Here is a 23854-nt window from a genome sequence, read left to right on the forward strand (position 1 = left end):
CGTATGGCGCCGGCCAAGCGCTGCGGCATCGCCAAGCTAAGACCCAACCGGACAGCAACTCGGGCCTGTCATGTCAGCTGCTGCGAAATCTGTCTGAGATCGTTCAGGGCGTCGAGGCTCGCTGACTTCACGTCCTGAATGATCCGTCTGGCGTCCGGTTCCGTCGTGCCTTCTGTATGCCGCAACAGGTCGTCGAGCTCGTCGAGGCGCAGCATTACGAAGGTGAGCATTTGTGCCGGGCCATCGTGGATGCGCTGGGCAATCTCTCTTTGGTTCAGGCTATCGGGACGAGGGTTTCTATACCCACCGATTATGTCGTGGCCTCGGAAGACCAGAACGACCGCGCTCAGCATGGTGGCCCATGCGAGTGCAATTGCCGTGACCGCTTGAATTCTGCTGGGACCTGCATCTCCGCCCGCTGCCCGCGCAGCAGTGACTGTGATGCACTGATCTATCCACCAAGCGAGCGTTAGCAGCGCGATCGAAACGACAGCGACAAGCAGGAAAACATGCCGAGTCAGAACAATCTTTTTTCCAATACTATTTTCAAGCATTTGGTTCCTCACACGGACCATCGAGTCGGGCGCATCGACTCTCATTGCTGAACTCTTCTACGTACGCGCCCAAGTAGCAACGCTGATCGGTTAGATCACCGCGAACCGACGGAGGCACGTACGACCAAGTCCAACACAATCGAGTGCCTAAATCAAAATTCACCATCCGCCCCCAGCAACGCGGCGCGTCCAGGGACGTAATGCCAGGGATCGTAGACCGTCTCGTTGCGCCCGAAGGAGCGGGCATGTTTAGCCGCTCGTCCATGACGTTACACTCCTTCCAAGGCACCTTGCTCTCCTTGCAAAGGGCCGAAAGTGTAACCCGTCTATCCGGAATGAACTGTCACCCATCTCTCGGGAAGGGCATCAATGACCTGCACCAGGCGTTTGCGTCGTTCAACCTGTATCTCTTGCGCTCGTGTGTCCCCGTTTCGTCGGAGAATGCGATTGTGCCTCGTGCCAGGCGAAAATCCGCTGCCTGCGGCTTGTCCTAGCGTCTGCTCAGCGCGATGCTGGCGCAGATCGGCGGGGGTCGACACATGCGAGCACTTTTCGGTCATCCTCATTGTTCTTGCGTTCGGTTTCATGGCGGTCGGCGACGTGGTTTCGTAACGTCAATTCTGAAAGGCTGACCACCTCTGCGTGAGGGCAGCCAACAAAGGTCGAAAGAGGATGAGCACGAACGACAGGCCTATAGTTACCCGGAAGGCCAAGAAAGCAGCATGACCAGCCAGTCGGGCGGTATGGCGCTGGTGACCGGGGTCGGGCCGCAACACACGTCGGCGACGAAGCTGTGGTTCGGCAAGGCCAGCAACGCGCCCGGCTTTCGGTCGCTGCCGCACCACCATGGCGAGGCGGAAACCGATGCCTATCTGCTGTCGGGCAACGCCCGCATCTATTTCGGCAAGAACTACCAGGAGTTCGTCGAATTATCGGCGGGCGACTTCATGTTCGTGCCGCCGTTCCTGCCGCATCTCGAAGCCAATATGAGCACGACGGAAGAATTGTGGTGGCTGGCCTGCCGGACACCCGAAAACATCGTGATCAATCTGCCCGATGTCGACGACGCGCAACTTGCCGGCTATCGACGCGCCTGAGCGCTACCTGGACAGATCCGCAAACTTCAGTCCTGAAGCATGCCTTCTATGTCGGTCTTCGAAAAATCGGTGCCGACATAGAGCAGGCGGCAGGCATGCTCCTTCGCCACTTCGTAAGCAAAACAGTCACCAAAATTGAGCGCCGCCGGATGGATCCCCTTGCCCCACTGCGCATAGGCCTCGGCGATGCGCCGGGCCGATGCCGGCGTCACCGCCACCACTTCAAAGCCAAGCCCGTCAATCAGGCTGGCCAGCTCGGCGGCGATGCCGCGATGGGCCGCGACGATCAGGGCCTCGGCGACGGTTCCGGCGGAAATCAGGAGGTCATTCTCCGCTTCGAGCGCGGCCATGCAGGCGTCGGCCTGCGGTTCACCAAGCACGATCGCCACCAGCGCCGAGGTGTCGACCGCGATCATTCGGGCATGCCGTCATCGCCATAAAGGAAATCCTGGCTGCGGGCCGCAGACGGCCCCGCCTTTGCCTTAGCGGATCCCGCCGCACGCGCCGCTTCCAGAAGAGCACGGCGGGCTCCCTTGTCGGGCATTGCCTTGACGGGAACCAGTCGCACCGCCGCATGGCCGTGGCGGGTCAAAATGACCTCATCGCCTGCTTCAGCGCGGCGCACCAGTTCGGTCAGCTGTCCCTTGGCGTCAGTGACGGATACCTGCATTGATCGATCCCTCTGCATGGACCATTCGCTGGTCCATATCCACTCAACAAATAGACCACTCACTGGTCCACTTCAAGAGTCCGTATGGAGAAGCAGATAGCCGTTGTCGGCCTGAATGGCGGCGTCGCTACACTGGTGATCGCTCGATGCATTTGAAGGCAAGCTCGCCGGACGAGAACCCAAGCCCCTCATGCCCGGCGAGCTTACAAACCTGATTTGGAGCGAAATCAGGACCGGGATCAGCCGGCAAGCTTGTGCAGCAAGATGAGTGCCAGCTGTTATTTCCCGAAATGGGACAGCGGCGAACTGATAGGCCGTCTAGACCTCGAACTCGCCCTGCCCCTCATCCATGGCGTTGACAGTTTCGGCGGCCAGCGCCCGCGTGATCGGCGTTTTGCGCTCGAGCGCCATGCGATCGAGCCGCTCCACCACGCGCATCGCTGTCGCCAGCGAGCGTTCGATGCGTCGCACCAGATACTGTACGACATGCGGTTCGACCTCGACCTGGCGGTCGGCGAACAGCTTGGTGATGACACCGGCGAGCAGGAGATCGTCCGGCTCATGGATCTCGACTGTCGCCGCCGCCTTCAGCCGTGAAGCCAGATCGGGCAGCGAAACACCCCAGGCGGATGGAAAGCGGCGTGCAGTCAACAGCAGCGTCGACCCGGCGCCGCGCACCGCATTGATCAGATGGAACAGGCCTTGTTCGTCGATCGCGCGTGCATCGACATCGTCGATCAGCGCCGGGCTGGCCCCGAGATTTGCGATGCTGTCGCCGATGCGCCCGGCATTCACGGCCACGGCGTTGGCGCGCGTGCCCCAGATCGAGGCCAGATGCGTCTTGCCGGATCCCGCGGGGCCTGCCAGCACCACCACCGGCGAGGGCCAGTCCGGCCATCGATCGATCAGCGTTACCGCCTGGTTGTTGGTGCCGGAGACGACGAGGTCGTCAAGCGAATAGCCAGTGCCATGGCCGAGATCGAGCGGCAGTTGGCGCGGCGGATCGGTTCGCTGGGCCGTCACTTCAGCGACGCGGTTGCGTGCGGTGGCCGCCGCCGCGATCGGCAGGCAGCGGTGGCGCGGGCACCGTCACGTGGCCCTTATAGAGCGGCGATTCGAGGTAACGGGCGATGGCAAAGCGCACCAGCACCGCAACGGCGGCGGAAGCCGGCACGGCAATCAGCAGGCCAACGAAGCCGAACAGGGCGCCGAAGGCAAACAACGCGAACATCAGCCACACCGGGTGCAGTCCAACGCTTTTGCCAACCAGCCTGGGCTGCAGGATGTTGCCTTCGATGAACTGGCCGATGACGAAGACCACCGCGACGGCGACGACCATCATCCAATCCGGCGAAAACTGGACGAAGGCAACGCCGACGGCCAGCACCAGTCCGGTCAGTGAGCCGACATACGGAATGAACGAGATCAGTCCGGCGAACAGTCCGATGAGGATGGCGAAATTCAACCCGGTCAGCGTCAAGCCGGTGGCATACATGGCGCCCAGCACCAGGCAGAGCGTGCCCTGCCCGCGCACGAAGCCGGCGGTGGCGGTGTTGATGTCGCGTGCGATGCCGCGCACGGTGGTGACATGGTCGCGCGGCACCCAGCTGTCGATGACCGCCACCATGCGATCCCAGTCGAGCAGCATGTAGAAAGCGACCACCGGCGTCACCACGAACAGGCTGACCACCGAGACCAGCGCCATGCCGGAACTCCACAGCGAGGTGAACACTGTTGTGATCAGGCCAAAGCCGGAGGTCAGCAGCGAGTTCAACCCATCGCGCAAGCCATTGGCGTTGACGCCGAATTTCTGCTCGAGCCATTTCGGATCAAAGGAGGTGAGCAGGCTCTGGAGCCGGGTCAGATACTCCGGCAGCTTGCCGGCGAATTGGGACATCTGCGTCGCCAGCACCGGAATGAGGACGACAAAGGCAAGCACCAGCACGATCAGGAAGGTGACGAGGATGACCACCGTCGCCATGAAGCGCGACAGGCCGAACCGCTGCAGCCGGTCGGCGACCGGATCGAGGAAATAGGCAAGCACCATTCCGGCCACGAACGGCAACAGGATGTTACTGAAGATATAGAGGAAAAGGGCGAGCAAGACCGCGCCAGCCACCCAGAACGATATCTGCCGGCGAAACGCCGAGGCCGCGGCGATATCGGCAGCCGCAGCCTCGATCACTGCCGCTTCTTTCTCAGATGTCCGGATTGGAGCTTTCGCCATAGCCGCTCATATGCCTCAGCCAAGCCACGAGATAGGCTGCGGCCGAAGCCACGGTCAAGACCCCGGACAGCAATATGAGGGCTGGCCGCAGAGGGTCGAGGTGCACGGCAAAGGCAAGTTCGCCCAGCACAACCGCCGCCAGAACGATCTGGACGGCGGTATTGGCCTTCGACACCAGAAACGGCTTTATCTCGACCGGATGAGCCATCACCGTGGATAACAGGACCGCGCAGATGATCAGCGCGTCGCGCGACACCATGGTGACGACCAGCCACAGCGGCAATCGCCCAATGAAACCCATGACCACGAACACCGAAACCAGAAGCAGCTTGTCGGCCATTGGATCGAGATAGGCGCCAAGCCTGGACTGCTGGTTGAAACGGCGGGCGATGAAGCCGTCGACGCCATCCGAGACGCCGGCGACGAGGAAACCGGCAAAAGCCCAATCCCAGCGCGCCTGCAGCATGGCCAGCACCACCGCAGGCACCAGGACCAAGCGCAGGATGGTGATCAGGTTTGGGATGGTCAACGCATTGTCCCGCCGCGTCTTTTGTTGAGAGATAGATGAGGGAGATGGGGTGGGCGCGCAAGGGATGAGCGACGCAGAAGCTGCCGATCTCCCCCTCGTAGGCCACAAAGGGGGAGATCGGCCGCCGCCGCCGCTTCGACAATCGCTTTTGTCGGGGGCAAAACCGCCCCACTGGCGCGTCATCCTTGCTCCCTGAAACCATTCATGCGAAGAGCCCGCAAACGAGCAGGAAAATTGCGATGAGCAAGCGCGACCCGAGCACGCGGAAGAACGGGCTTACCTATGCCGAGGCCGGCGTCGATATCGATGCCGGCAATCTGATGGTCGAGAAGATCAAACCGCTGGTGCGCGCGACGCGCCGGCCGGGTGCCGATGGCGAAATCGGCGGCTTCGGCGGTCTGTTCGACCTCAAGGCTGCCGGCTTCACCGATCCGGTCCTGGTTGCCGCCAATGACGGTGTCGGCACCAAGCTCAAGATCGCCATCGATGCCGGCAAGCACGACACGATCGGCATCGACCTCGTCGCCATGTGTGTCAACGACATCGTCGTGCAGGGTGCCGAACCGCTGTTCTTTCTCGACTATTTCGCCACCGGCAAGCTCGATCCCGACCAGGGCGCCGCGATCGTCGGCGGCATCGCCGAAGGCTGCCGCCGGGCCGGCTGCGCGCTGATCGGCGGCGAGACGGCCGAAATGCCCGGCATGTATCATGGCAAGGACTATGACCTTGCCGGCTTTGCCGTGGGGGCTGCCGAACGCGGCCAGCTTTTGCCGACCGACGATATTGTCGAGGGCGACGTGCTGCTGGGGCTCGCCTCCTCCGGCCTGCATTCGAACGGATTCTCGCTGGTGCGCCGCATCGTCGCCACCAGCGGTCTGGCATGGAGCGACCCGGCGCCGTTCAACGACGACGCGACGCTCGCCGAGGCGCTGCTCGAGCCGACGCGCATCTATGTCAAGTCGATCCTGAAAGCCATCCGCAACACGCATGGCATCAAGGCGCTGGCCCACATCACCGGCGGCGGCTTCCCGGAAAACATTCCGCGCGTGCTGCCCAAGGATTTTTCGGCCGAACTCGACCTCGAAGCCATCGACGTGCCGCCGGTGTTCTCCTGGCTGGCCAAGACCGGCGGGGTGGCACCGGAAGAGATGATGCGCACCTTCAACTGCGGCATCGGCATGATCCTGGCGGTCGCGTCCGGCCAGGCAGCACAGGTCGCCGCCGTTCTGCAGGAAGCCGGCGAGACGGTGACGCCGATCGGACGCATTGTGCCGCGCCGCGACGCCGGCGTCATCTATCGGGGCTCGATCGGCCTATGAGCAGAAAACGCACAGTCGTCCTCATCTCGGGGCGCGGCTCCAACATGACCGCGCTGATCGCCGCGGCCAGCGACCCGGCCTTCCCGGCCGAGATCGTTGGTGTGATTTCCGACAAGGCTGACGCCGCCGGCCTTGGCACCGCCCGAGCGCGCGGTATCGCCACGCAGGTCATTTCGCGTGCCGACCATGGCAGCAAGCAGGCGCATGACGCGGCGATCGATGCGGCACTCACAGCCTTCAATGCCGAGATCGTGGCGCTGGCCGGCTACATGCGCATCCTCACCCCTGGCTTCGTCCAGAAATGGCAGGGCCGGATGATCAACATCCACCCTGCCCTGCTGCCGGCCTTCAAAGGGCTCGATACGCATGCGCGGGCGCTGGCCGCCGGCATACGCATCCATGGCTGCACCGTGCATTTCGTCACGTCAGAGATGGATGACGGCCCGATTATCGCCCAGGCTGCCGTGCCAGTGATGGTCGGCGACAATGCCGATACGCTGGCTGCCCGCGTGCTGAAGGCCGAGCATCGGCTCTACGCACTGGCGCTGGGGCTGGTCGCGGAAGGCAAGGCGCGCATGGAGGCCGGGCGAACCGTGCTTGCCCACTTTGCCGATGACGCCGACAACGGCACCTCGGTGGTGATGGCGCCCGATCCGCTGCGCGAAGGAGCCGATCTGGAGCATCTGGCACGGATCACGCCCTGAGCCGAGAACACGGGCATGAAACAACTGCTTCTTCTGCGCCACGCCAAATCCAGTTGGGACGATCCTGCCCTCAATGATTTCGACCGGCCTTTGGCCGAACGCGGATTGAAGGCAGCCCGATTGATGGGGCGGGAGCTTGCGATGCGCGACTGGCTGCCGGATCACGTGCTAGTCTCTCCGGCGCTGCGCACCAGCGACACCTGGCGGCTGGTGGCCGCGGAACTGCCTGTGCATCCACGGATCGCGTTTGCCCAGGCACTCTACGATGCTTCGGCTGCGGATATTCTAGGCCGGATTCGCAAGGCCGATCCATCGAGCAATTGCCTACTGATGGTCGGCCACAATCCCGGGCTGGAGGATATGGCGAAGCAGCTTGCCGCGCCCACATCGGAGGCCAAGGCGCGCAAGAGGCTCGAGGAAAAGTTTCCGACGGCGGCCGTTGCGCGCTTGGTCTTCGAGGGCGAGTGGTCCGCCCTGTCCTTCGCGCGGCTGACGCATTGCCTGCGTCCGAAGGATTTGAGCTAGAAATCCGATGCCGGGCAGATGCGGCAGGGCAAGCCCGCCGCGCCCGAGAGCTCAGTTGCCCCAGATGCCCTGGCCGGGTTCCGGCCATTCGGGGGTGGTTTTCATCTTGGTGCCGGCTGCCTTGTGCCCGGCCATATCCGTATTCTTGACCGCGCCGGTGGCGGCTTGATCCACACCGGCGACAGAAGCAATCGGCTGGTTGGCATTGTTGGAATTGAAGTTGTCGCTGCCGGCAAATGCATTGCCGGTGACGAAGAGGACGGCGGCGATGGTGAGAGCAATCTTGTTCATTTCAATCTCCTTGGTTCATCCGTTAGGCGGCGTCTTGGGAGGACGGTTCCGCTAAGGACAAGACCTCGGGAAGCCAGGTTTTATTCCTGGACGTGGAATGTTTTTTGCCGACTGGGAGGATCGGCCGCTGAAGCCAGTGCCATAGATTCGGGCCATCGATCTGGCATCCATAAAAGACAAGAGCGGCGGGCCAAGCCCACCGCTCTTTGTTATCGAGGTTATCGAGGCCTGCTGCGAAGAACACCAACCCCAGATGCCTCTGGCGCAATTGAGCGTTGGCTCAGTTGCCCCAGATGCCCTGACCGGATTCCGGCTGGACTGAATCAGGCGTCAGCTTGAAGCCGTGGTGCTCGACCGGCTTGCGGATCGAAGCCGTGCGGCCGTGGTCGATATTGCCCGCGGGTGCGGTGACTGCCAACTGATTGTCGGTGGCCGAGTGATAGTTGTCGCTGCCGGCGAAAGCGCTGCCCGTGGCAACGAGGATGGCGGCGGCGGTAAGTGCGATCTTGGTCATTTTCTTTACTCCAGTAGTTCTGTCCGTCTAGTGGCGTGCCCTTGGGAGGAATTTCGCGTCGCTCGGACAGGCTGGAATTGGGTTTTTCGTTCGCCGACTTCCAATCACGAAGATGTTCTATCACGTGCCGAATCCAGACCTTGAATCTCGGCCCCGGCGTCAAGTGTCTGAAATTTTATTTATTGATATCATATGGTTATAAGAGATCTTCTGACGCGCAGGGCGATGACCCGCCGAGCCGTCGGTCATCATCCGTTCACGCCGCGTCAACATTAATTGAACCGATCGGTTCGACTTTTGGTCGGCGCAGCCGCGCGCACAAAAAACAAGAGCGGCGGGCCAAGCCCACCGCTCTTTGTCGTCTTCCGGGGTTCGAAGAAATTAACGACCCCAGATGCCCTGGCCCGACTGAGCCGGAACGTTGGCATTGGCGTCGCCCTGTGTCTTCAAGGACTTCGCGATCGAACCGGTGCGCAAGGCGTCGACGTTTGAAGCCGACTGGCTGACAGCCTGCTGGTTGGCATTGTTGGAATTGTAATTGTCGCTGCCGGCAAAAGCGGCGCCCATGGCAACGAGGATAGCGGCGGCGGTGAGGGCGATCTTGGTCATTTTGGTAACTCCAGTTTTATTCCTGTCCGTCTGGTGGCGTGCCCTCTTTGGGGAATTCGCGTCGCTCGGACCACCCCAAAATGGGAAAGGCTTTTTTGGATTACCAGTCGCTTCGGTTTTGCAGTATTTCATTATATTAGAGACAATTTATATTGCATCGCAGCAATTTTGGCCTGATTTTCTTAATTTATTCAGTATCTTACAGCGACCACTCCTGACGGAAATGAAGCCTCCCAGAGGCCATTGTTCACCATATGCGATACAATGCGTCAATCAGAACCGAACCGTTCGGTTCGATTTTACCCCGAAAATCGACCGATCGAACGTGCGAAACCCCATTGTCATCAGCCGCAAAACCGCATTTGTCTTGCGTTGAAATCGATACTGTCGCTCATTCAGTTGGGATTGGCGGATGCCACGGCTGATCAAGCCAAGGCGATCCGCTGAAAACCGAAAGCGGGCGGATACCGGAACAGCCATAGACATGCGACTGCTGCTTGTTGAGGACAATCATGAGCTGGCCGATTGGCTGGGCAAGACCCTGCGTCAGGCAAACTATGTGGTCGACATCGTCCATGACGGCGAGGATGTCGAGCATGCGCTGGCCGCGGGCGAGCATGCGCTTGTCATCCTCGACCTGGCATTGCCGCGCATGGGCGGGATGGAGGCGCTGCGGATGCTGCGGGCACGCGGCAATTCGGTGCCGGTTATCGTGCTGACCGCCAATGCCAGCCTCGACGGCCGGGTCAAGGGCCTCAACGAAGGCGCCGACGACTATCTGGCCAAGCCCTTCCAGATCGAGGAGCTCGAGGCACGCATCCGCGTGCAGCTGCGCCGCGCCAATGACCGCACCGCGCCTGTCGTTACCTGCGGCGATCTGGTATTCGATACCAACACCCGACTGTTTTCGCTCGCCGGCCAAACGCTGGCGCTGACGCCGCGCGAACATGCGGTGCTGGAGCAGTTGATGGTCAAGGCCGGGCGCACGGTGAGCAAGGCAGCACTTTCGGCAGCGATCTACGACTTCGAAACTGACGCCGATCCCAGCGCCATCGAGATCTACGTGCATCGTGTGCGCAAGAAGCTTGAAGGGTCGCGTGTCCAGATAGCCACGTTGCGTGGCCTCGGCTATCTCTTGCGTCACGACGATTTGGCGTCATGAGGATTAACAGTCTTCGGCTGCAATTGCTGGCCTGGGTGGTGCTGCCGCTCGCCGGGCTCGCCACCATCAATCTGTGGACCAGCCACCGCAACGCGCTGACAACCGCGGATCTCGTCACCGACCGCATGCTGATGGGCTCGGCGCGGGCTATCGCCGAACGTGTCGCCGTGGCTGACGGCGTGCTCGACGCCACGATACCACCGGCGGCGCTTGAGATGTTCGACACCGGCGACCACGACAGCGTCTACTACCACGTCAAGGCTGCTGGAGGGCGGTTGCTGACCGGCTATCCGGATCTGCCGGAGGCACCAAAGTCCTCCGACACAGAGGCAAGCTATCGCGACCATCGGCTGAGGCTGCTTACGTTCAGCCACGCTGTGGTCGGTGCCGGCAAGGATTCGCCGATCACTGTTACCGTTGGCGTCTCGCTTGCCGGACACGACGCCATGGTGCGGCGTCTGTGGTTTGGCGCCTTTGCCCAACAGCTGGCACTGGTGGCGATTGCAGGCTTGTTCGTTCTGCTGGGTCTGCATCGGGGCCTTGCACCCTTAATCCGCTTGCGCGACGCGGTGCGCTCGCCAAGTCGCAGCGACCTTGACCCTGTCGAAGTACCGGGCGCACAGAACGAGATCCGCCCGCTGATCGAAGCGCTGAACGCCTATATGGAGCGGGTGCGGGCGCAGATGGCGGCGCAGCGCCGCTTCATCGCCAATGCGGCGCACCAATTGCGCACCCCACTGGCACTGTTGTCGACGCAAGCGAGCTACGCGCTGCGTGAAACTGTCCCCGGCGCGCGCCAGGAAGCGCTGATGGCGCTGCAGGCAAGCTCCGGCAAACTGGCGCGGTTGGCCGAACAGCTGCTCACCCTGTCCCGGGCGGAGCCGGGCAGCCGGCGGCCGCGCACCGACCGCATCGACCTGACTGAGGCCGCCCGCCACGTGCTGGAAACGCAGGCGCCGACAGCGGTCGCCCGCAACATCGATCTCGGCCTCGAGGAGACCGGTCCGGTGCCGGTTATCGGCGACGGCACCATGCTGCGCGAGATGATCGTAAACCTTGTCGACAACGCACTGCGCTACTCCCGGGCAGGCGGCAGCGTCACGGTGCGGCTGGCCGCCTCCGGTGGCGAAGCCGTGCTGACGGTCGCCGACGACGGGCCTGGCATTCCGGCGGACGAGCGGGACCATGTGTTCGAGCGCTTCTATCGCATCGCCGGCTCGACCGAGGAAGGCAGCGGGCTTGGCCTCGCCATCGTGCGCGAGGTTGTCGAAAATGCCGGCGGCCGCGTCACCCTCGGGGATGGCGCGACCGGCGGTCTGGTGGTTGAAGTGCGGCTGCCGCTGGCGGGCGGTTAGTATATTTCGCCGCTTACTGCGTCTCATGCAATGGCTGGGGACGCCATTTTGCCAGGCGGTTCTCGACCATCGTCATCAGGTACTCGGCAGCGAGCGCCACCACCATGACGATGACGATCGCGGCGTACATGCCGGCGGCATCAAAGGACCCCTTGGCGATGTTGATCAGCAGGCCGATGCCGAAGCGCGCGCCGACGAACTCGCCAACGATCGCGCCGATGATGGCAAAGCCGAAGCTGACATGCAGGCTGGCGAAGATCCAGCTCATCGCCGAAGGGACAATCACCGAGCGGGTCAATTGCCAGTCGGACGCACCGAGAATACGGGCATTGGCAATCATAGCCCTGTCGGCTTCCCGCACGCCCTGGAAGGCATTGTGGAAGACAACGAAGAAAACCATTACGAAGGCAAGCGCCACTTTCGAAGCGAGGCCAAGGCCGAGGATCATGATGAAGATCGGTGCCAGAACCACACGCGGAATGGAATTGATCACCTTGATGTAGATGGAGAAGATGTCGGCAGCCATCCGGTTGCGGCCGAGCGCAACGCCGACGATGATGCCGGCGACCGAGCCGGTTACGAAGCCAATGACCGACTCCTCCATGGTAACATAGAGATGATACCAAAGCGGCCCCTCGGACGTTCCTTCCGTCGTCCATTCATAGAGCCGCTGCGCGATCGCGCTCGGCATTGCATAGAAGAACGGATCGATCCAGGCTTGGCGCGCGGCAATTTCCCACAAGCCTAGAAAGGCGACGAGAATGGCGACCCGCCAGAAAATCACGGTGCGGCGACGGTGCTGCGATGCCTTTGCCGCGGCCGCCTCGATTTCCGCGTCTGATGTACCGGGCTTGAAAGCCCCTGCTCTGATGTCGATCGCGGCATCTGTCATGGCGTTCCTCCTCAGGCTGCCGCGCGCGCATAGCTGGTCTCGACCTCTTCCTTGAGGTCGGCCCAGATAGTGCGCGAGTAATCGATGAAGCTCTGCTCATAGCGGATATCGGCGACCACGCGTGGGCGCGGCAGATCGATCGTGTAGACCGACTTGACGGTGGCCGGCCCGGCGGTCAGGACATAGACCTTGTCGGCAAGCGCGATCGCCTCCTCAAGATCATGCGTAACGAAGACCACGGAGGCTTTTGCCTGCGACCACAGGCGCAGCAACTCCTCGTGCATCAGCACGCGCGTCTGCACGTCGAGCGCCGAAAACGGCTCGTCCATGAGAAGGATTTCCGGGCCATTTATGAAGGTCTGGGCCAACGCCACGCGCTTGCGCATGCCGCCGGAAAGCTGGTGTGGATAATGCTGCTCGAAACGCGACAAGCCGACGCGTGCCAGCCAGTCGCGTGCCGCAGCAGTAGCATCCGACTTGGCCCTGCCGCGAAAGAGCGGGCCGGCCATCACATTCTCGATCACAGTTCGCCAAGGAAACAAGGCATCGCTTTGAAAGACAAAACCGATGCGCGGGTCTATTCCCTTGACGGGCGCGCCCATGACACGAACCTCGCCGGCACTTGGGCCTGCCAGTCCCGTGACAAGGTTGAGGGTGGTGGATTTTCCGCAACCGGTTGGACCGACGACGGCGACGAATTCGCCGCGCTCGACGGTCATGGTGAAATCGCGCAGCGCCGTCAGCGATTTGCCGGTGGGCGAGAGGAACCGCCGACTGACATTGATCAGTTCAATCGCTGGTGTGGTCTTTTCAGGGGTCATGGTGGAACTCCGGGTTCGAGCGGACGCCAGCCGTCGGCCAGGCCGCCGGACGTCAGGAACTGACGATTGCCGGCGCGATGTCGCGCATCGCGCCGGCACGGTCTGCTATTTGGCGTTCTTGACGAATTCCGAGGTGTAGGTCTTGGAGAGGTCGATCTGCTTGCCCTGCAGTTCCTTCTTGAAGGCTGAAAGAACCGTCAGCACCGTCTCCGGGCCTCCTTCGGGCATTATCCCGTCGGGGGTGAACATTGCCTTGCCGGCATCGAGGGCCTTCACGTAGCCTTCCTTGTCGCCGACATAATAGTCCTTCGGCATCTTGTCGGCTATCTCGGCGCCGCTATGCGTGTTGATGAACTTCTGCGTCTTGACGAAGGCATTGGCCAGCTTCTGCACTATGTCCTTATGCGCTTCGACCCAGTCGGTCTGCATATAGAGGGATGCAGCCGGGTAAGTGCCGCCGAGCGCAGCCTTGGTGCCCTCCATCGTGCGCATGTCGATAAGAACGGTCGCTTCGCCGGTCTTCAGCAGCCGGGTGATCGTCGGCTCCGTCGTCATGCCGGCCTGGATCTTGTCCTGCTGCATGGCGGCGATGAAGGTTGTGCCGGCGCCAACCGGAACCGAGGTAAATTCGCCGAGCTTCAGGCCGTTCTTGACGGCGAGATACTCCGTAAGAAAATTCGTCGATGAGCCCAGACCGGTCACGCCCAGACTCATTCCCTTGAAGTCGGCGGGTGATTTGATCTCGGGGTGTTTCGTCGAAACCAGCTCGACCTCGCCCGGCGCCTGGCTGAACTGGACGACGGATTCGACGAATTTGCCTTTTGCCTGCAGATCGATGCAATGATCGTAGAAGCCGACAACTCCTTGAACGGCACCAGCGAGCATCTCGTTTTCGGCGTCGACGCCGGCCGGTTCATTCAGCAGCTCGACATCGAGACCCTCGTCCTTGAAGTAACCGAGCGCCTCGGTCAGCTTGGCTGGCAGATAAATCTGTTTCTCGTAGCCGCCGACCATGATGGAGATCTTCTCGTCGGCGCGTGCTGACGGCGCTGACAAGGCCATGGTGGCAACGAGTGCGGTTGTGGCGGCTGAATCAAGCAGAGTTCGCGCGAGCGACATGGCCTCTTCCCTTTGTTCGTTTCCCGCGCCCCTCTCTCTCCCATCGCTTTCCGCGACAAATATGGGGCGCCAGTCAACAGTTATGGCACCAACCTTTCATCCAGCTTTCAAGGTAAAGCCGAAAATTACGGCAAACCTTACGGATCGGTAAGCTGCGGCCGGTGGTCGCCACGGCGCGCCGTAATAATTTACGCCGTGTGCCTTGGCTCAGCTGTCCAGCCGAAGCACGTCGCGCATGTCGTACTCGCCGGGCGGACGTCCCGCCACCCAAAGCGCGGCGGCGATGGCGCCCCGGGCGAACATGATCCGGTCGCCGGCGGCATGCGACAGGGTGACGGTTTCGCCCTCGGCACAGAAGCTGACGCTGTGCTCGCCGATGATGCTGCCGCCGCGCGTCACCGCAAAGCCGATTTCGCCGTTGGGACGCGCGCCGGTGACGCCGTCGCGGACACGCCTCGCCACCGTGTCCAGTGCGACGCTGCGTCCGCCGGCAATGGCTTGCCCCAGCATCAGCGCGGTACCCGACGGCGCATCGACCTTGTGGCGGTGATGCGCTTCGAAAATCTCGGCATCCCAGTCGTCGGCATCGAGCGCCCTCGCCGCTCGTTCGACGAGCCCAACCAGCATGTTGAGCCCAAGCGAAAAACTGCCGGAGCGCACGATGGGAACTGTTTTCGCGGCTTTGGCGATTATGGCCAATTCAGCAGCATCAAAGCCGGTCGATCCTATCACCAAGCCGGGTCCGCCCCGGTTTGCGCAAAACCTTGCCAGCTCGGCCGAAGCCGCTGGTGTGGTGAAATCGATGACCACATCAGCCATCGCAAGCGCTTCCTCGCGGCTGACTAGCCCCTCGCCGACATTGCCTGGGCGATGGAAGCGGGCGACGAGCGCCAGCCGCGGATCGGCCCGCACGGCGTCCGCCATCTGGCGACCCATGCGACCAAGCGCGCCGGCGATGGCGATCCTGATCGGCTGATGCACCATGGCCTTCGACTATTTCCACATGCCGCGCATGCGCGCGCCGATGTCGACGCGCACTTCCGGCCGGGGCGCCCTGCCTTGTGCTGCTTGCGCGCTTGGCCACGATATCTGCTGAAACGCGGCGAGGATCGAGGCCGGGATGAAGCGGGTGCGCGAGGCATAGAGGTGGCGGTCGCCGCGCGCCGCCTGGCCGTGCGGGAAGAAGCGCTGCGGCATGACCAGGTTGAGATTGTCCTTGGCCCGCGTCATCGCCACGTAGAGCAGCCGGCGCTCCTCCTCGATATCCTCCTTGGTGCCTACGCCGAGATCGGCCGGGATGCAGCCATCGACCGTGTTGAGGACAAAAACATTCTTCCACTCCTGGCCCTTGGCCGAGTGGATGGTCGACAGGATCAGATAGTCCTCGTCGCGATGCGGCGGTCCGGCCTGGTCGCTGGTCGCGTCCGGCGGATCGAGCGTCAGTTCGGTCAGGAAGCGTTCGCGAGAAGCATAGCCCGACCCGATCTGCTCCAGTTGCAGCAAATCCGCCCGCCGGGTGATCGCGTCTTCGTGGATGCGCTCCAGATGCGGCTCGTACCACAGCCTGACCTGTTCGAGATCGGCTGGCCATTTGGCACCGGCCCGCAGGCCGGAATAGAGCGAGACGAAACCCGGCCAATCGTCGGCCGCGCGTTGTGGCGGACGCCAGCCGGCCAGCCCCATCGCCTCGTCCAGCGCTGTCGTCATGGCTTCGACGATGTGCGCGGCGGCCGAAGGGCCGATGCCCGGCATCAACTGCAGCACGCGAAAACCGGCGACGCGGTCGCGCGGGTTTTCGGCGAAGCGCAACACCGCCAGCACGTCCTTGACGTGGGAAGCATCGAGGAATTTCAGCCCGCCGAACTTGACGAAGGGGATGTTGCGCCGCGTCAGCTCGATCTCCAGCGGGCCGCTGTGATGCGAGGCGCGAAACAGCACGGCTTGCGACTTCAATGCCGTGCCGGCCTCGCGCTCGGCAAGGATCGTGTCGCAGACGAAGTTCGCTTGCTCGACCTCGTCGCGCACACTCACCAGTCTCGGCCGGTCGGTGGATTTGCGGTCCGACCACAGGTTCTTGGTGAAGCGTTCCGAGGCCTCGCCGATCACCGCATTGGCAGCGGCCAGAATGGTCTCGGTCGAGCGGTAGTTGCGCTCCAGCATCACCACATCGGCGGCTTGCGCGAACTGCTTGGGGAAATCGAGAATGTTGCGCACCTCGGCGGCACGGAACGAATAGATCGACTGCGCGTCGTCGCCAACCACCGTCAGTCCGGCGCCGTCGGGTTTGAGCGCCAGCAGGATCGAGGACTGCAAACGGTTGGTGTCCTGATATTCATCGACCAGAACATGGTCGAAACGCCCACCAAGATGCGTCGCGATTTCGGGCTCGGCCGTCATCTGCGCCCAGTAGAGCAGCAGATCGTCGTAATCGAGCACGTTCTGCGCCTGCTTGGCCTCGACATAGCCGGCGAAAAGCAGCTTCAGCTGCTCCGCCCAGCCGGCGCACCAGGGAAAAGCGGACCCCAGCACTTCGCCGAGCGGCGCCTGCGCGTTGACGGCACGTGAATAGATGGCAAGGCAGGTGCCCTTGGTCGGGAAGCGCGCCTCCGTTTTGGAGAAACCGAGTTCGTGGCGCACGAGGTTCATCAGGTCGGCGGAATCTTCGCGGTCATGGATGGTGAAGGCCGGGTCGAGACCAATCTCCAGCGCATAGTCGCGCAACAGCCGCGCGCCAATGCCGTGAAAGGTGCCGGCCCAGGTCAGCGCATCGGTGATCACCGCGGCGTCGCGGCCGAGCACCTCGCCGGCGATGCGCTCGACACGTTTTGCCATTTCGGATGCGGCGCGCCGCGAAAAGGTCATCAGCAGGATGCGGCGCGGGTCTGCCCCTTTGACGATCAGATGGGCGACGCGATGCGCCAGCGTGTTGGTCTTGCCAGAACCCGCACCGGCAATGACCAGCAAGGGACCTGCAATCTTGCCGTCGCCATGCTCGACGGCCTGGCGCTGGGCGTCGTTCAACCGGGTGAGATAGGCGGGCGCGACGGTCGTGTCCCGAAATTTCGAATCAGGGGCGGCGAGGTTCATGCCCCATCAAGCATCGTTTCCGCTTTGTTCGCAACGGCGGAGCGAACTGGCAATGACACCGAAATCTATCTCTGGGGATCAACGCCCATCGCCGCCGACTGCCGGCGCAGAGCGTCGCGGTCATACTGCCTTGGCGGCAACAGCATTGGATCGACCGTATCGGGTACGTCGTCGACCATCTTTCTGGTGAGGCGGTAAGTGACATAGGCCAGAGCGCCGGCGACGAGCAAACGGAACATGGTTTGATACTCCCTTGGAGCAGAAGCAACCGGGGAGACAGCGTTTGGTTCCCACCGGCTATCCTGACCTGGCTGGAGCAGAGAGCGAAACTTCCGCTACTGCGCGTATGTGCCCGGCATTTCGGCGATGCATTCTTCGAGGCGCTGCAGGCGGAACTTCGCATTGCGCAGTTCGTGCCCGGCCTCATGCTGCCGGTGGCGGCCATGCTTCGAGCCCAGCATCAGGGCGCGCTCAAGTTCGGCAATGCGCGCACGCAACTGCCGGGCCTCGTCTTGCCGCAACACCTTGATCCATCCACGCCCGCGCATCGCTCTTCCTGCCATCACCCCAAGGCATGCTGAAGTTATGCCGTTGAGCTCCTAATTTCCGGCAAGGCCAAATGCTCTAAATTTAACTTTCGCTAATTTAGCGACAACAAGAGCAATTTTGAGGAAGAAGGCCGGCGCCGCTTGGGAGGAGAAGGCGCCGGCCAAGCGGATATATCAGGTCCGCCGCACAACGCAGGCTAGCTGAGTCTTGCCCTGACGTCATGTGGTTGTCACCGAATCCGCGTCGAGGGGTACGCCGCAGTCGGGATGGTGATGCCGTGGATTGGGTTTAAGTCAACGATATCAGCGCCCACAACCGGCTGGTTGACCGATTGAATCAAGCCGGAGAGCTGGCGCGTAAGGCGAGCCCGTCAAAATCCGTCGAGATCAACTCCCGGTCGCGAGCCTTTGCCTGGCGACGGCGACATGGAAATTGGCGCCGAACAACAGTCCGTCATCGTTGAAGTCGTAGCTGGAATTGTGGAGCGGTGCCGAGGCTTCGCCATTGCCGAGGAAGACGAAGCAGCCCGGCACATGGTCGAGGAAGCGGGCGAAATCCTCCGACCCTGTCATCGGCTCCGGGCGACCGCGATATTGTCTGGCTCGAAGACGTTTTTGGCGGCGACGAAGGCCGCGTCGACCAGTTCGGCATCGTTGCGCAAGGGCACGAATTCTCTGGTGTAGTTGACCTCGGCGCTGACGTTGTAAGCTGTAGCGGTGCCCTCGGCGATGATGCGCATCTGGCGCTCGATCTCGGCGCTGACTTCGGGGCGGAAACTACGCGCGTCGCCAAGGATGCGGGCAAGTCCGGGCAGCGCGTTGCGGGTGCCGTCGGTGATCAGTTCGGTCACCGAAACCACCGCTATGTCGGCCGGGCTCAGCCGGCGCGAAACGATGGTCTGCAGATTGGTGACCAGGGCGCAGGCGGCGACCAGCGTTTCGTTTCCCGAATGCGGCCGCGCCGCATGGCCACCGATCCCCCTGAGCACGATCTCGAAGTTATCCTCGGCCGACATTATGGGGCCGGCGCGGGTCTCGAAATGGCCGACGGCGAGGCCAGGCATATTGTGCAGGCCAAATATCTCGTCGAAGGGGAAGCGTTGCATCAGGCCATCATCGATCATGGCCAGCGCGCCCCTGCCCCACTCCTCGGCCGGCTGGAAGATGAAGCGCACGGTGCCGTCGAAACCGCCCTCGCCGGCCAGCAGCTTTGCCGCGCCAAGCAGCATGGCGGTGTGGCCGTCATGGCCGCAGGCATGCATGACGCCAGGATTGCCGGAGCGATAGGGCGCGGTCGACTGCTCGGTGATACGCAAAGCATCCATGTCAGCCCGCAGCGCAATCGCGCGGTTACCGCTGCCGCGCTTCAGCGTGCCAACGACACCGGTGCCACCGACGCCCTCACTTACATCGTCCAGGCCGAATTCGCGAAGCTTGGCCGCGACAAAAGCGGCGGTACGTTTCTCCTCGAAGCCGAATTCGGGGTGCGCGTGCAGATCGCGCCGCCAAGCGGTCATCTCGCGCTTCAGTGCATCGAGTTTGGTCATTCCTTCATCCCTCGATCTCGGCAAGTTCCGTGACGACATCAAGCAGGATGTTGGCGCCGGCAACAAGCTCGGCGTCTTCAGTGTGCTCGCGCGGACTGTGGCTGATGCCTCCAGCGCTCGGCACGAAGATCATCGCCGCCGGCGCGATGCGCGCGATCATCTGCGCGTCATGGCCCGCACCCGAGGTCATGCGCCGCGAGGCAAGCCCGCGCTTCCTCGCCGCGTCCTCGATGAGCTCGACGACCCGGTCGTCGAAGACAACCGGCTCGAAGCGGGCCAGCCTTTCGACCGTAACAGTAATGCCCTCGGCGGCAAGCTGCTCGAGAAAGGCTGCCAGCGCCGCCTCCTCCGCCTGCAGGTGCTGCTCGTCAGGATCGCGCAGATCGACGGTAAAGACGGCGCGCGAGGGAATGACGTTGATGGCGTTCGGCTCCAGGCGCATCGTGCCGACGGTGGCAACGGTCGGCGAATTGGAAGCCGCTGCCCGGTCATGCAGGAAGGTGACGACGCGTGCCGCCGCGTATCCGGCATCGCTGCGCATCGACATCGGCGTGGTGCCGGCATGGTTGGCGACACCATCGAGGGTGATGCGCTGCCAGGAGATGCCTTGCAGGGTTTCGACCGCACCGATCGGGATGCCTTCGCGTTCCAGAACCGGCCCCTGTTCGATATGCAATTCGACATAGATGTGCGGTTTGAGAAAACCGGGTTCGCGGTCGCCGGCGTAGCCGATGCGGGCCAGTTCCTGTCCGAGCGTGCTGCCGTCGGTCCCGATAGCGGCGAGTGCAGCTTCGACATCGACACCGCCGGCATGGACCAGCGACCCCATCATGTCGGGAGAAAAGCGCACGCCTTCCTCGTTGGTGAAGGCCGCGACGGCGAGCGGGCGCGACGGCGAGAGGCCGGACGCCTTCAGCGTCTCGATCACCTCCAGCCCGGCAAGCACACCGTAGCAGCCATCATAGATGCCGGCGTCGATGACCGTGTCGATGTGGGAGCCGATGAGCAGCGGTGCCTCGCCAGCATTGTCGGCGCTTTGCCAAATGCCAAAGATGTTGCCGATGCGGTCGATGGCGACATCGAGCCCGGCCTGCCGCAGCCAGCCGACGAAGAGGTCGCGGCCCTGCCGGTCGGTGTCGGAAGCGGCCAGCCGGATCAGCCTGCCCTCGCCATCGCGGCCAACGGCGCCAAGTTCACGAATGCGGCCAAGCAGGCGCTGTGCATCGATCGCGATCACGGTGTTGCCTCGGCGGCGAACTTGCCGGCCAGCACATCGGCCGGGCTCATGCCGACCAGTTCCGCATAGCGATGCGGGTCGGTCGCTCCTTCGGTGTTGATCACCAGCACGCGGGATTTGTCGTCGAGGCCGAGATCAGCCCTGTAATCGGCCATCGCCCGGATCAGCCCGGCAAGGCCGACGCCGCCGCTCTCGCCAGCGACGATCACCGGATCGGCGCCGGCCGGCCGTGCCAAGCGTCGCATCACCGCGATGGCGTCGTCCTCGTCCACGGTCATGAAGGCGTCGGCGACGCGCGCCAGCATGCGCCAGGCGACCTGCGAGGCCTCGTAGCATTCAAGCATGGCCATGACAGTCGGCTGATCGTGCGCCACCTTGACCACACGCCCTGCCACAGCGGCTGCGACGATGCATGCGGCACGCGCGGGCTCGACGACAATGAAGGTTGGCCTGGCGTCGCCGAGCACGATGGCGAGATGGCCGGCCACCGCGGCGGCAATGCCGCCGACGCCCGCCTGGACGAAGACGTGGGTCGGCGGCTGGCGGAGCTGGCGCAGCGCTTCGCGCACGATCGCCGTATAGCCCTGCATCACCAGGCCGGGGATGCGCTCATAGCCCGGCCACGACGTATCCGACACAACGGTCCAGCCCTTCTCCGCCGAAACTTGCGCGGCCTGCCTGACCGAATCGTCATAATTGCCGTCGACCTGGACCATCTCCGCACCGTAGCGGGCGATGGCAGCGATGCGTTCCTCGCTGACGCCGGCATGCACAAAGATCACGGCCCTGGTTCCGGCAAGTTCAGCGCCCTGCGCGACCGAGCGGCCGTGATTGCCGTCGGTGGCGCAGGCAAAAATCATCTTCGCGGCGACCGAGCGAACCTCGGGCCGACTGAGATCGGCGACATCGACGGAGCGCCCAAGCCGCTTGCTTGCTTCCTCCAGCACCAGACGGAAGACAGCATAAGCGCCGCCCAGCGCCTTGAAGCTGCCAAGGCCAAGACGGAAGCCCTCGTCCTTGACATGCAGTGCATCGAGGCCAAGTGCGCTCGCCAGTGCCGGCAGCGCGTGCAGTGGCGTCACCAAATGATTGTCACGATGGGCCAGAAAACGCTCAACCGTATCCGCACCGGCAATCCCCAGGGTTTCGGCATCGGCCGCATCAAGCGGCTTGCCGTGCAAGGCATTGCGGTTGGGCAGGAACACTGGCGGCCTCCTTGGTATCAGGCGAGACCATATTGCAGGACGGGCGCAAAGAGCGCTGTAATTGGACCTCCGAAATGCAAGTTTGTTTCACTTGGACACCTCCATTGCCCCAATCGCCGGCCTCACTCGACAGTTTCGATCTCGCCATCCTTGCCATCCTGCAGCGGGACAACACGACGCCGCAACGGCTGATCGGCGAAGCGGTGAACCTTTCGGCACCGGCGGTGCAGCGCCGCATCAAGCGCATGGAACAGGCCGGCGTCATCGCCAGCAATGTCGCGATCATCGAGCCGGCCGCGGTCGGCCAGCCCATTACCATCTTCGTCGAGGTGGAGCTGGAGAGCGAACGCACCGAATTGATCGACGCGGCCAAGCGGCAATTCTCGGAAGCGCCTGAAGTGCAGCAATGCTACTATGTGACCGGCGAAGCCGACTTCATCCTCGTCATGACCGTGGCCGACATGGGCGCCTATGAGGCGCTGACGCGAAAACTGTTCTTCGGCAGCAACAATGTCCGAAAATTCCGCACTTTCGTCGCCATGGATCGCGTCAAGGTCGGGTTGACGGTGCCGTTGCCGGATTGAGCTCGCTGGCTGGCAGGCTCCAGTCCGATCCCTGCCACGCTTTTCGATATTCTGCGGACACGAATTTGCTGGGAGGCGCGCGTGGGAGACATCTCGACAGTTGCAATCATCGGCGCCGGGCCGGCGGGCCTGGCCGTTGCCGCATGCCTGAGAGAGGCCGGCGTCGACTTCATCATCATCGAAAAAGAGCAGCAGGCCGCGCCCGCCTGGCGACGCCATTACGAGCGCGTCCACCTGCACACGACCAAGCGCTATTCGTCGCTGCCCTTCGTGCCCTTCCCGAAGCACTATCCGCGTTACGTGCCGCGCGATCTCTTCGTCGAGTATCTCGATGCCTATGCGCAACGCTTCGACCTCAAGCCCCGGTTTGGCGAAACGGTGAAAGCGATCGGCCGGGAAGGTCGCGGCTGGCGTGTGGATGCGACATCCGGCCCGCTGCGCGCCAAGCATGTGGTGATCGCGTCAGGCTACAATGCCGAGCCCTTGCGGCCCACATTTGCAGGCATCGACAGCTTCATGGGGAAGACACTGCACAGCGCCGACTATCGCAATGCCACGCCTTTCGCCGCCCAGTCGGTGCTGGTCATCGGCATGGGCAACACCGGCGCCGAGATTGCGCTCGATCTGGCGGAAAACGGTGCGCGACCGACAATTTGCGTGCGCGGCGGCGTTCATATCGTACCGCGCGAACTGTTCGGCGTGCCCATCCAGATGGTCGGCATGGCGACGCGCCTGGGGCCGCAGCGCCTCAATGACGCTTTGTTCCCGGTCATTCTCGACCTGGTGCTGGGCAGGCTGGAAAAATATGGGCTCAAACGGCCGGGACAGGGACTGCTGGAACAGATTGCGATTGTATCGCGCATTCCGGTGATCGACGTTGGCACCATCGCCAAGATCCGCGAAGGTGCGATCAAGGTTGCGCCCGACATCGCCGAGATCTCGCAACGCGGTGTCCGTTTCGCCGACGGCACACACAGCGAATTCGATGCGATCATCTTTGCCACCGGTTACCGGCCGGGCTATGCCAAACTCCTCGAACCCGGCATCCAGCCGGACCGCAGCGGCGTTACCGCGCAGGCTTCGGATCTCGGCCTCTACCTCATCGGCTTCCACAATGCGGTAGCCGGATTGTTGCGTGAGATCGGCATCGAAGCCCAGGCGATCGCCGACGACATCCGGCAGCGGCTGAACAGGAAAAAGGCGGCCGAAACCCTGCCGGTATAGTCGGCCCCCAGACGGCCGACGCGCTTGGCCCAGC

26 protein-coding genes and 1 pseudogene are annotated in these 23854 nt (G+C 62.7%); 8 read left to right on the forward strand and 19 right to left on the reverse strand.

The window, feature by feature from the left end; all coding sequences use genetic code 11:
* Positions 1–68 precede the first annotated feature (68 nt).
* Positions 69–554: a histidine kinase gene (locus ACZYHG_RS27575; RefSeq protein ID WP_464611254.1), complete on the reverse strand. Its 486-nt coding sequence runs from the start codon at positions 552–554 to the stop codon at positions 69–71.
* Between the two features lie 722 nt (positions 555–1276).
* Here ACZYHG_RS27575 and ACZYHG_RS27580 point away from each other — a divergent pair.
* Positions 1277–1651 (forward strand): cupin domain-containing protein, encoded by a 375-nt coding sequence (locus ACZYHG_RS27580; RefSeq protein ID WP_464611255.1) that lies wholly within the window; start codon positions 1277–1279, stop codon positions 1649–1651.
* 26 nt (positions 1652–1677) lie between these two features.
* On the opposite strand, the gene ACZYHG_RS27585 is transcribed toward ACZYHG_RS27580, so the two are convergent.
* The 5 genes from ACZYHG_RS27585 to ACZYHG_RS27605 all read right to left on the reverse strand — a co-directional run bounded on the left by ACZYHG_RS27585 (position 1678) and on the right by ACZYHG_RS27605 (position 5077).
* Positions 1678–2067, reverse strand: a complete 390-nt coding sequence (locus ACZYHG_RS27585) for a type II toxin-antitoxin system VapC family toxin (RefSeq protein WP_464611256.1) — start codon at positions 2065–2067, stop codon at positions 1678–1680.
* Complete coding sequence (locus ACZYHG_RS27590; RefSeq protein ID WP_464611257.1) at positions 2064–2321, reverse strand: type II toxin-antitoxin system Phd/YefM family antitoxin; 258 nt, start codon at positions 2319–2321, stop codon at positions 2064–2066. Before ACZYHG_RS27590 ends, ACZYHG_RS27585 begins: the two co-directional genes overlap by 4 nt.
* 318 nt (positions 2322–2639) lie before the next feature.
* Positions 2640–3344: a DnaA regulatory inactivator HdaA gene (hdaA, locus tag ACZYHG_RS27595; protein ID WP_464611258.1), complete on the reverse strand. Its 705-nt coding sequence runs from the start codon at positions 3342–3344 to the stop codon at positions 2640–2642.
* A gap of 1 nt (position 3345) precedes the next feature.
* A complete protein-coding gene (locus tag ACZYHG_RS27600; protein WP_464611259.1) occupies positions 3346–4548 on the reverse strand; it encodes an AI-2E family transporter in 1203 nt (400 codons plus the stop codon).
* Positions 4520–5077, reverse strand: coding sequence for a CDP-alcohol phosphatidyltransferase family protein (locus tag ACZYHG_RS27605; protein WP_464611260.1), 558 nt, complete (start codon positions 5075–5077; stop codon positions 4520–4522). The genes ACZYHG_RS27600 and ACZYHG_RS27605 overlap by 29 nt, the downstream gene beginning before the upstream one ends.
* A gap of 239 nt (positions 5078–5316) precedes the next feature.
* Between ACZYHG_RS27605 and purM the strand changes: the two genes are divergently transcribed.
* From purM to ACZYHG_RS27620, 3 genes are read left to right on the forward strand one after another with little or no spacing between them, the layout of a single operon-like run.
* On the forward strand, positions 5317–6396 hold the full coding sequence (gene purM, locus ACZYHG_RS27610) for a phosphoribosylformylglycinamidine cyclo-ligase (RefSeq protein ID WP_464611261.1): 1080 nt from the start codon (positions 5317–5319) through the stop codon (positions 6394–6396).
* Positions 6393–7100 carry a phosphoribosylglycinamide formyltransferase gene (gene purN / locus ACZYHG_RS27615; RefSeq protein WP_464611262.1) on the forward strand — a complete coding sequence of 236 codons (708 nt, stop codon included), beginning with the start codon at positions 6393–6395 and terminating at the stop codon, positions 7098–7100. The genes purM and purN overlap by 4 nt, the downstream gene beginning before the upstream one ends.
* Before the next feature lie 15 nt (positions 7101–7115).
* The gene (locus tag ACZYHG_RS27620) at positions 7116–7625 is read left to right on the forward strand and encodes a SixA phosphatase family protein (protein ID WP_464611263.1); all 510 of its coding nucleotides are present in this window, start codon (positions 7116–7118) and stop codon (positions 7623–7625) included.
* Between the two features lie 51 nt (positions 7626–7676).
* On the opposite strand, the gene ACZYHG_RS27625 is transcribed toward ACZYHG_RS27620, so the two are convergent.
* The 3 genes from ACZYHG_RS27625 to ACZYHG_RS27635 form a co-directional block, all read right to left on the reverse strand.
* Positions 7677–7916: a DUF680 domain-containing protein gene (locus ACZYHG_RS27625; RefSeq protein ID WP_464611264.1), complete on the reverse strand. Its 240-nt coding sequence runs from the start codon at positions 7914–7916 to the stop codon at positions 7677–7679.
* A 280-nt stretch (positions 7917–8196) separates the two neighbouring features.
* Complete coding sequence (locus ACZYHG_RS27630) at positions 8197–8430, reverse strand: DUF680 domain-containing protein (RefSeq protein WP_464611265.1); 234 nt, start codon at positions 8428–8430, stop codon at positions 8197–8199.
* A gap of 381 nt (positions 8431–8811) precedes the next feature.
* Positions 8812–9039 (reverse strand): DUF680 domain-containing protein, encoded by a 228-nt coding sequence (locus ACZYHG_RS27635; RefSeq protein ID WP_464611266.1) that lies wholly within the window; start codon positions 9037–9039, stop codon positions 8812–8814.
* Positions 9040–9523: 484 nt separating this feature from the next.
* Here ACZYHG_RS27635 and ACZYHG_RS27640 point away from each other — a divergent pair, with 484 nt between their 5' ends.
* Complete coding sequence (locus tag ACZYHG_RS27640) at positions 9524–10201, forward strand: response regulator (RefSeq protein WP_464611267.1); 678 nt, start codon at positions 9524–9526, stop codon at positions 10199–10201.
* Positions 10198–11556 carry a sensor histidine kinase gene (locus ACZYHG_RS27645; protein ID WP_464611268.1) on the forward strand — a complete coding sequence of 453 codons (1359 nt, stop codon included), beginning with the start codon at positions 10198–10200 and terminating at the stop codon, positions 11554–11556. Before ACZYHG_RS27640 ends, ACZYHG_RS27645 begins: the two co-directional genes overlap by 4 nt.
* 13 nt (positions 11557–11569) lie before the next feature.
* Here the strand turns inward: ACZYHG_RS27645 and ACZYHG_RS27650 are convergent, their stop codons facing one another.
* The 10 genes and pseudogenes from ACZYHG_RS27650 to ACZYHG_RS27695 form a co-directional block, all read right to left on the reverse strand.
* A complete protein-coding gene (locus ACZYHG_RS27650) occupies positions 11570–12448 on the reverse strand; it encodes an ABC transporter permease (RefSeq protein WP_027034562.1) in 879 nt (292 codons plus the stop codon).
* 11 nt (positions 12449–12459) lie between these two features.
* Entirely contained in the window at positions 12460–13269 is an 810-nt protein-coding gene (locus tag ACZYHG_RS27655; protein ID WP_464611269.1) for an ABC transporter ATP-binding protein, read from the reverse strand.
* 105 nt (positions 13270–13374) lie between these two features.
* Entirely contained in the window at positions 13375–14331 is a 957-nt protein-coding gene (locus ACZYHG_RS27660) for an ABC transporter substrate-binding protein (RefSeq protein WP_464614805.1), read from the reverse strand.
* A 264-nt stretch (positions 14332–14595) separates the two neighbouring features.
* On the reverse strand, positions 14596–15372 hold the full coding sequence (dapB, locus tag ACZYHG_RS27665; protein WP_464611270.1) for a 4-hydroxy-tetrahydrodipicolinate reductase: 777 nt from the start codon (positions 15370–15372) through the stop codon (positions 14596–14598).
* 9 nt (positions 15373–15381) lie between these two features.
* Positions 15382–17475, reverse strand: coding sequence for an ATP-dependent helicase (locus tag ACZYHG_RS27670; RefSeq protein WP_464611271.1), 2094 nt, complete (start codon positions 17473–17475; stop codon positions 15382–15384).
* A 65-nt stretch (positions 17476–17540) separates the two neighbouring features.
* Positions 17541–17714, reverse strand: a complete 174-nt coding sequence (locus ACZYHG_RS27675; RefSeq protein ID WP_464611272.1) for a hypothetical protein — start codon at positions 17712–17714, stop codon at positions 17541–17543.
* 96 nt (positions 17715–17810) lie between these two features.
* Complete coding sequence (locus ACZYHG_RS27680; RefSeq protein ID WP_464611273.1) at positions 17811–18023, reverse strand: hypothetical protein; 213 nt, start codon at positions 18021–18023, stop codon at positions 17811–17813.
* 387 nt (positions 18024–18410) lie between these two features.
* Positions 18411–19570 (reverse strand): annotated as a pseudogene (locus tag ACZYHG_RS27685) (M20 aminoacylase family protein).
* Positions 19571–19574: 4 nt separating this feature from the next.
* Positions 19575–20807, reverse strand: a complete 1233-nt coding sequence (locus ACZYHG_RS27690) for an allantoate amidohydrolase (protein ID WP_464611274.1) — start codon at positions 20805–20807, stop codon at positions 19575–19577.
* Positions 20804–22012: a diaminopropionate ammonia-lyase gene (locus tag ACZYHG_RS27695; protein ID WP_464611275.1), complete on the reverse strand. Its 1209-nt coding sequence runs from the start codon at positions 22010–22012 to the stop codon at positions 20804–20806. Before ACZYHG_RS27695 ends, ACZYHG_RS27690 begins: the two co-directional genes overlap by 4 nt.
* 74 nt (positions 22013–22086) lie before the next feature.
* Between ACZYHG_RS27695 and ACZYHG_RS27700 the strand changes: the two genes are divergently transcribed.
* Positions 22087–22596 (forward strand): Lrp/AsnC family transcriptional regulator, encoded by a 510-nt coding sequence (locus tag ACZYHG_RS27700; RefSeq protein ID WP_464611276.1) that lies wholly within the window; start codon positions 22087–22089, stop codon positions 22594–22596.
* 81 nt (positions 22597–22677) lie between these two features.
* Positions 22678–23820, forward strand: coding sequence for a flavin-containing monooxygenase (locus ACZYHG_RS27705; protein WP_464611277.1), 1143 nt, complete (start codon positions 22678–22680; stop codon positions 23818–23820).
* Positions 23821–23854: the final 34 nt, after the last annotated feature.

The organism is Mesorhizobium subarcticum, from assembly GCF_055456085.1.

Excerpts from the sequence above, each read along its gene's own strand:
- ACZYHG_RS27700 (WP_464611276.1), top strand. The coding sequence starts at position 22,087 with ATGCAAGTTTGTTTCACTTGGACACCTCCATTGCCCCAATCGCCGGCC.
- ACZYHG_RS27625 (WP_464611264.1), bottom strand. The coding sequence starts at position 7,916 with ATGAACAAGATTGCTCTCACCATCGCCGCCGTCCTCTTCGTCACCGGC.
- ACZYHG_RS27640 (WP_464611267.1), top strand. The coding sequence starts at position 9,524 with ATGCGACTGCTGCTTGTTGAGGACAATCATGAGCTGGCCGATTGGCTG.
- purM (WP_464611261.1), top strand. The coding sequence starts at position 5,317 with ATGAGCAAGCGCGACCCGAGCACGCGGAAGAACGGGCTTACCTATGCC.
- ACZYHG_RS27680 (WP_464611273.1), bottom strand. The coding sequence starts at position 18,023 with ATGCGCGGGCGTGGATGGATCAAGGTGTTGCGGCAAGACGAGGCCCGG.
- ACZYHG_RS27630 (WP_464611265.1), bottom strand. The coding sequence starts at position 8,430 with ATGACCAAGATCGCACTTACCGCCGCCGCCATCCTCGTTGCCACGGGC.
- ACZYHG_RS27675 (WP_464611272.1), bottom strand. The coding sequence starts at position 17,714 with ATGTTCCGTTTGCTCGTCGCCGGCGCTCTGGCCTATGTCACTTACCGC.
- ACZYHG_RS27620 (WP_464611263.1), top strand. The coding sequence starts at position 7,116 with ATGAAACAACTGCTTCTTCTGCGCCACGCCAAATCCAGTTGGGACGAT.
- ACZYHG_RS27670 (WP_464611271.1), bottom strand. The coding sequence starts at position 17,475 with ATGAACCTCGCCGCCCCTGATTCGAAATTTCGGGACACGACCGTCGCG.
- ACZYHG_RS27655 (WP_464611269.1), bottom strand. The coding sequence starts at position 13,269 with ATGACCCCTGAAAAGACCACACCAGCGATTGAACTGATCAATGTCAGT.
- ACZYHG_RS27580 (WP_464611255.1), top strand. The coding sequence starts at position 1,277 with ATGACCAGCCAGTCGGGCGGTATGGCGCTGGTGACCGGGGTCGGGCCG.
- ACZYHG_RS27575 (WP_464611254.1), bottom strand. The coding sequence starts at position 554 with ATGCTTGAAAATAGTATTGGAAAAAAGATTGTTCTGACTCGGCATGTT.
- dapB (WP_464611270.1), bottom strand. The coding sequence starts at position 15,372 with ATGGTGCATCAGCCGATCAGGATCGCCATCGCCGGCGCGCTTGGTCGC.
- ACZYHG_RS27600 (WP_464611259.1), bottom strand. The coding sequence starts at position 4,548 with ATGGCGAAAGCTCCAATCCGGACATCTGAGAAAGAAGCGGCAGTGATC.
- ACZYHG_RS27585 (WP_464611256.1), bottom strand. The coding sequence starts at position 2,067 with ATGATCGCGGTCGACACCTCGGCGCTGGTGGCGATCGTGCTTGGTGAA.
- ACZYHG_RS27645 (WP_464611268.1), top strand. The coding sequence starts at position 10,198 with ATGAGGATTAACAGTCTTCGGCTGCAATTGCTGGCCTGGGTGGTGCTG.
- purN (WP_464611262.1), top strand. The coding sequence starts at position 6,393 with ATGAGCAGAAAACGCACAGTCGTCCTCATCTCGGGGCGCGGCTCCAAC.
- ACZYHG_RS27635 (WP_464611266.1), bottom strand. The coding sequence starts at position 9,039 with ATGACCAAGATCGCCCTCACCGCCGCCGCTATCCTCGTTGCCATGGGC.
- ACZYHG_RS27650 (WP_027034562.1), bottom strand. The coding sequence starts at position 12,448 with ATGACAGATGCCGCGATCGACATCAGAGCAGGGGCTTTCAAGCCCGGT.
- ACZYHG_RS27660 (WP_464614805.1), bottom strand. The coding sequence starts at position 14,331 with ATGGCCTTGTCAGCGCCGTCAGCACGCGCCGACGAGAAGATCTCCATC.
- ACZYHG_RS27590 (WP_464611257.1), bottom strand. The coding sequence starts at position 2,321 with ATGCAGGTATCCGTCACTGACGCCAAGGGACAGCTGACCGAACTGGTG.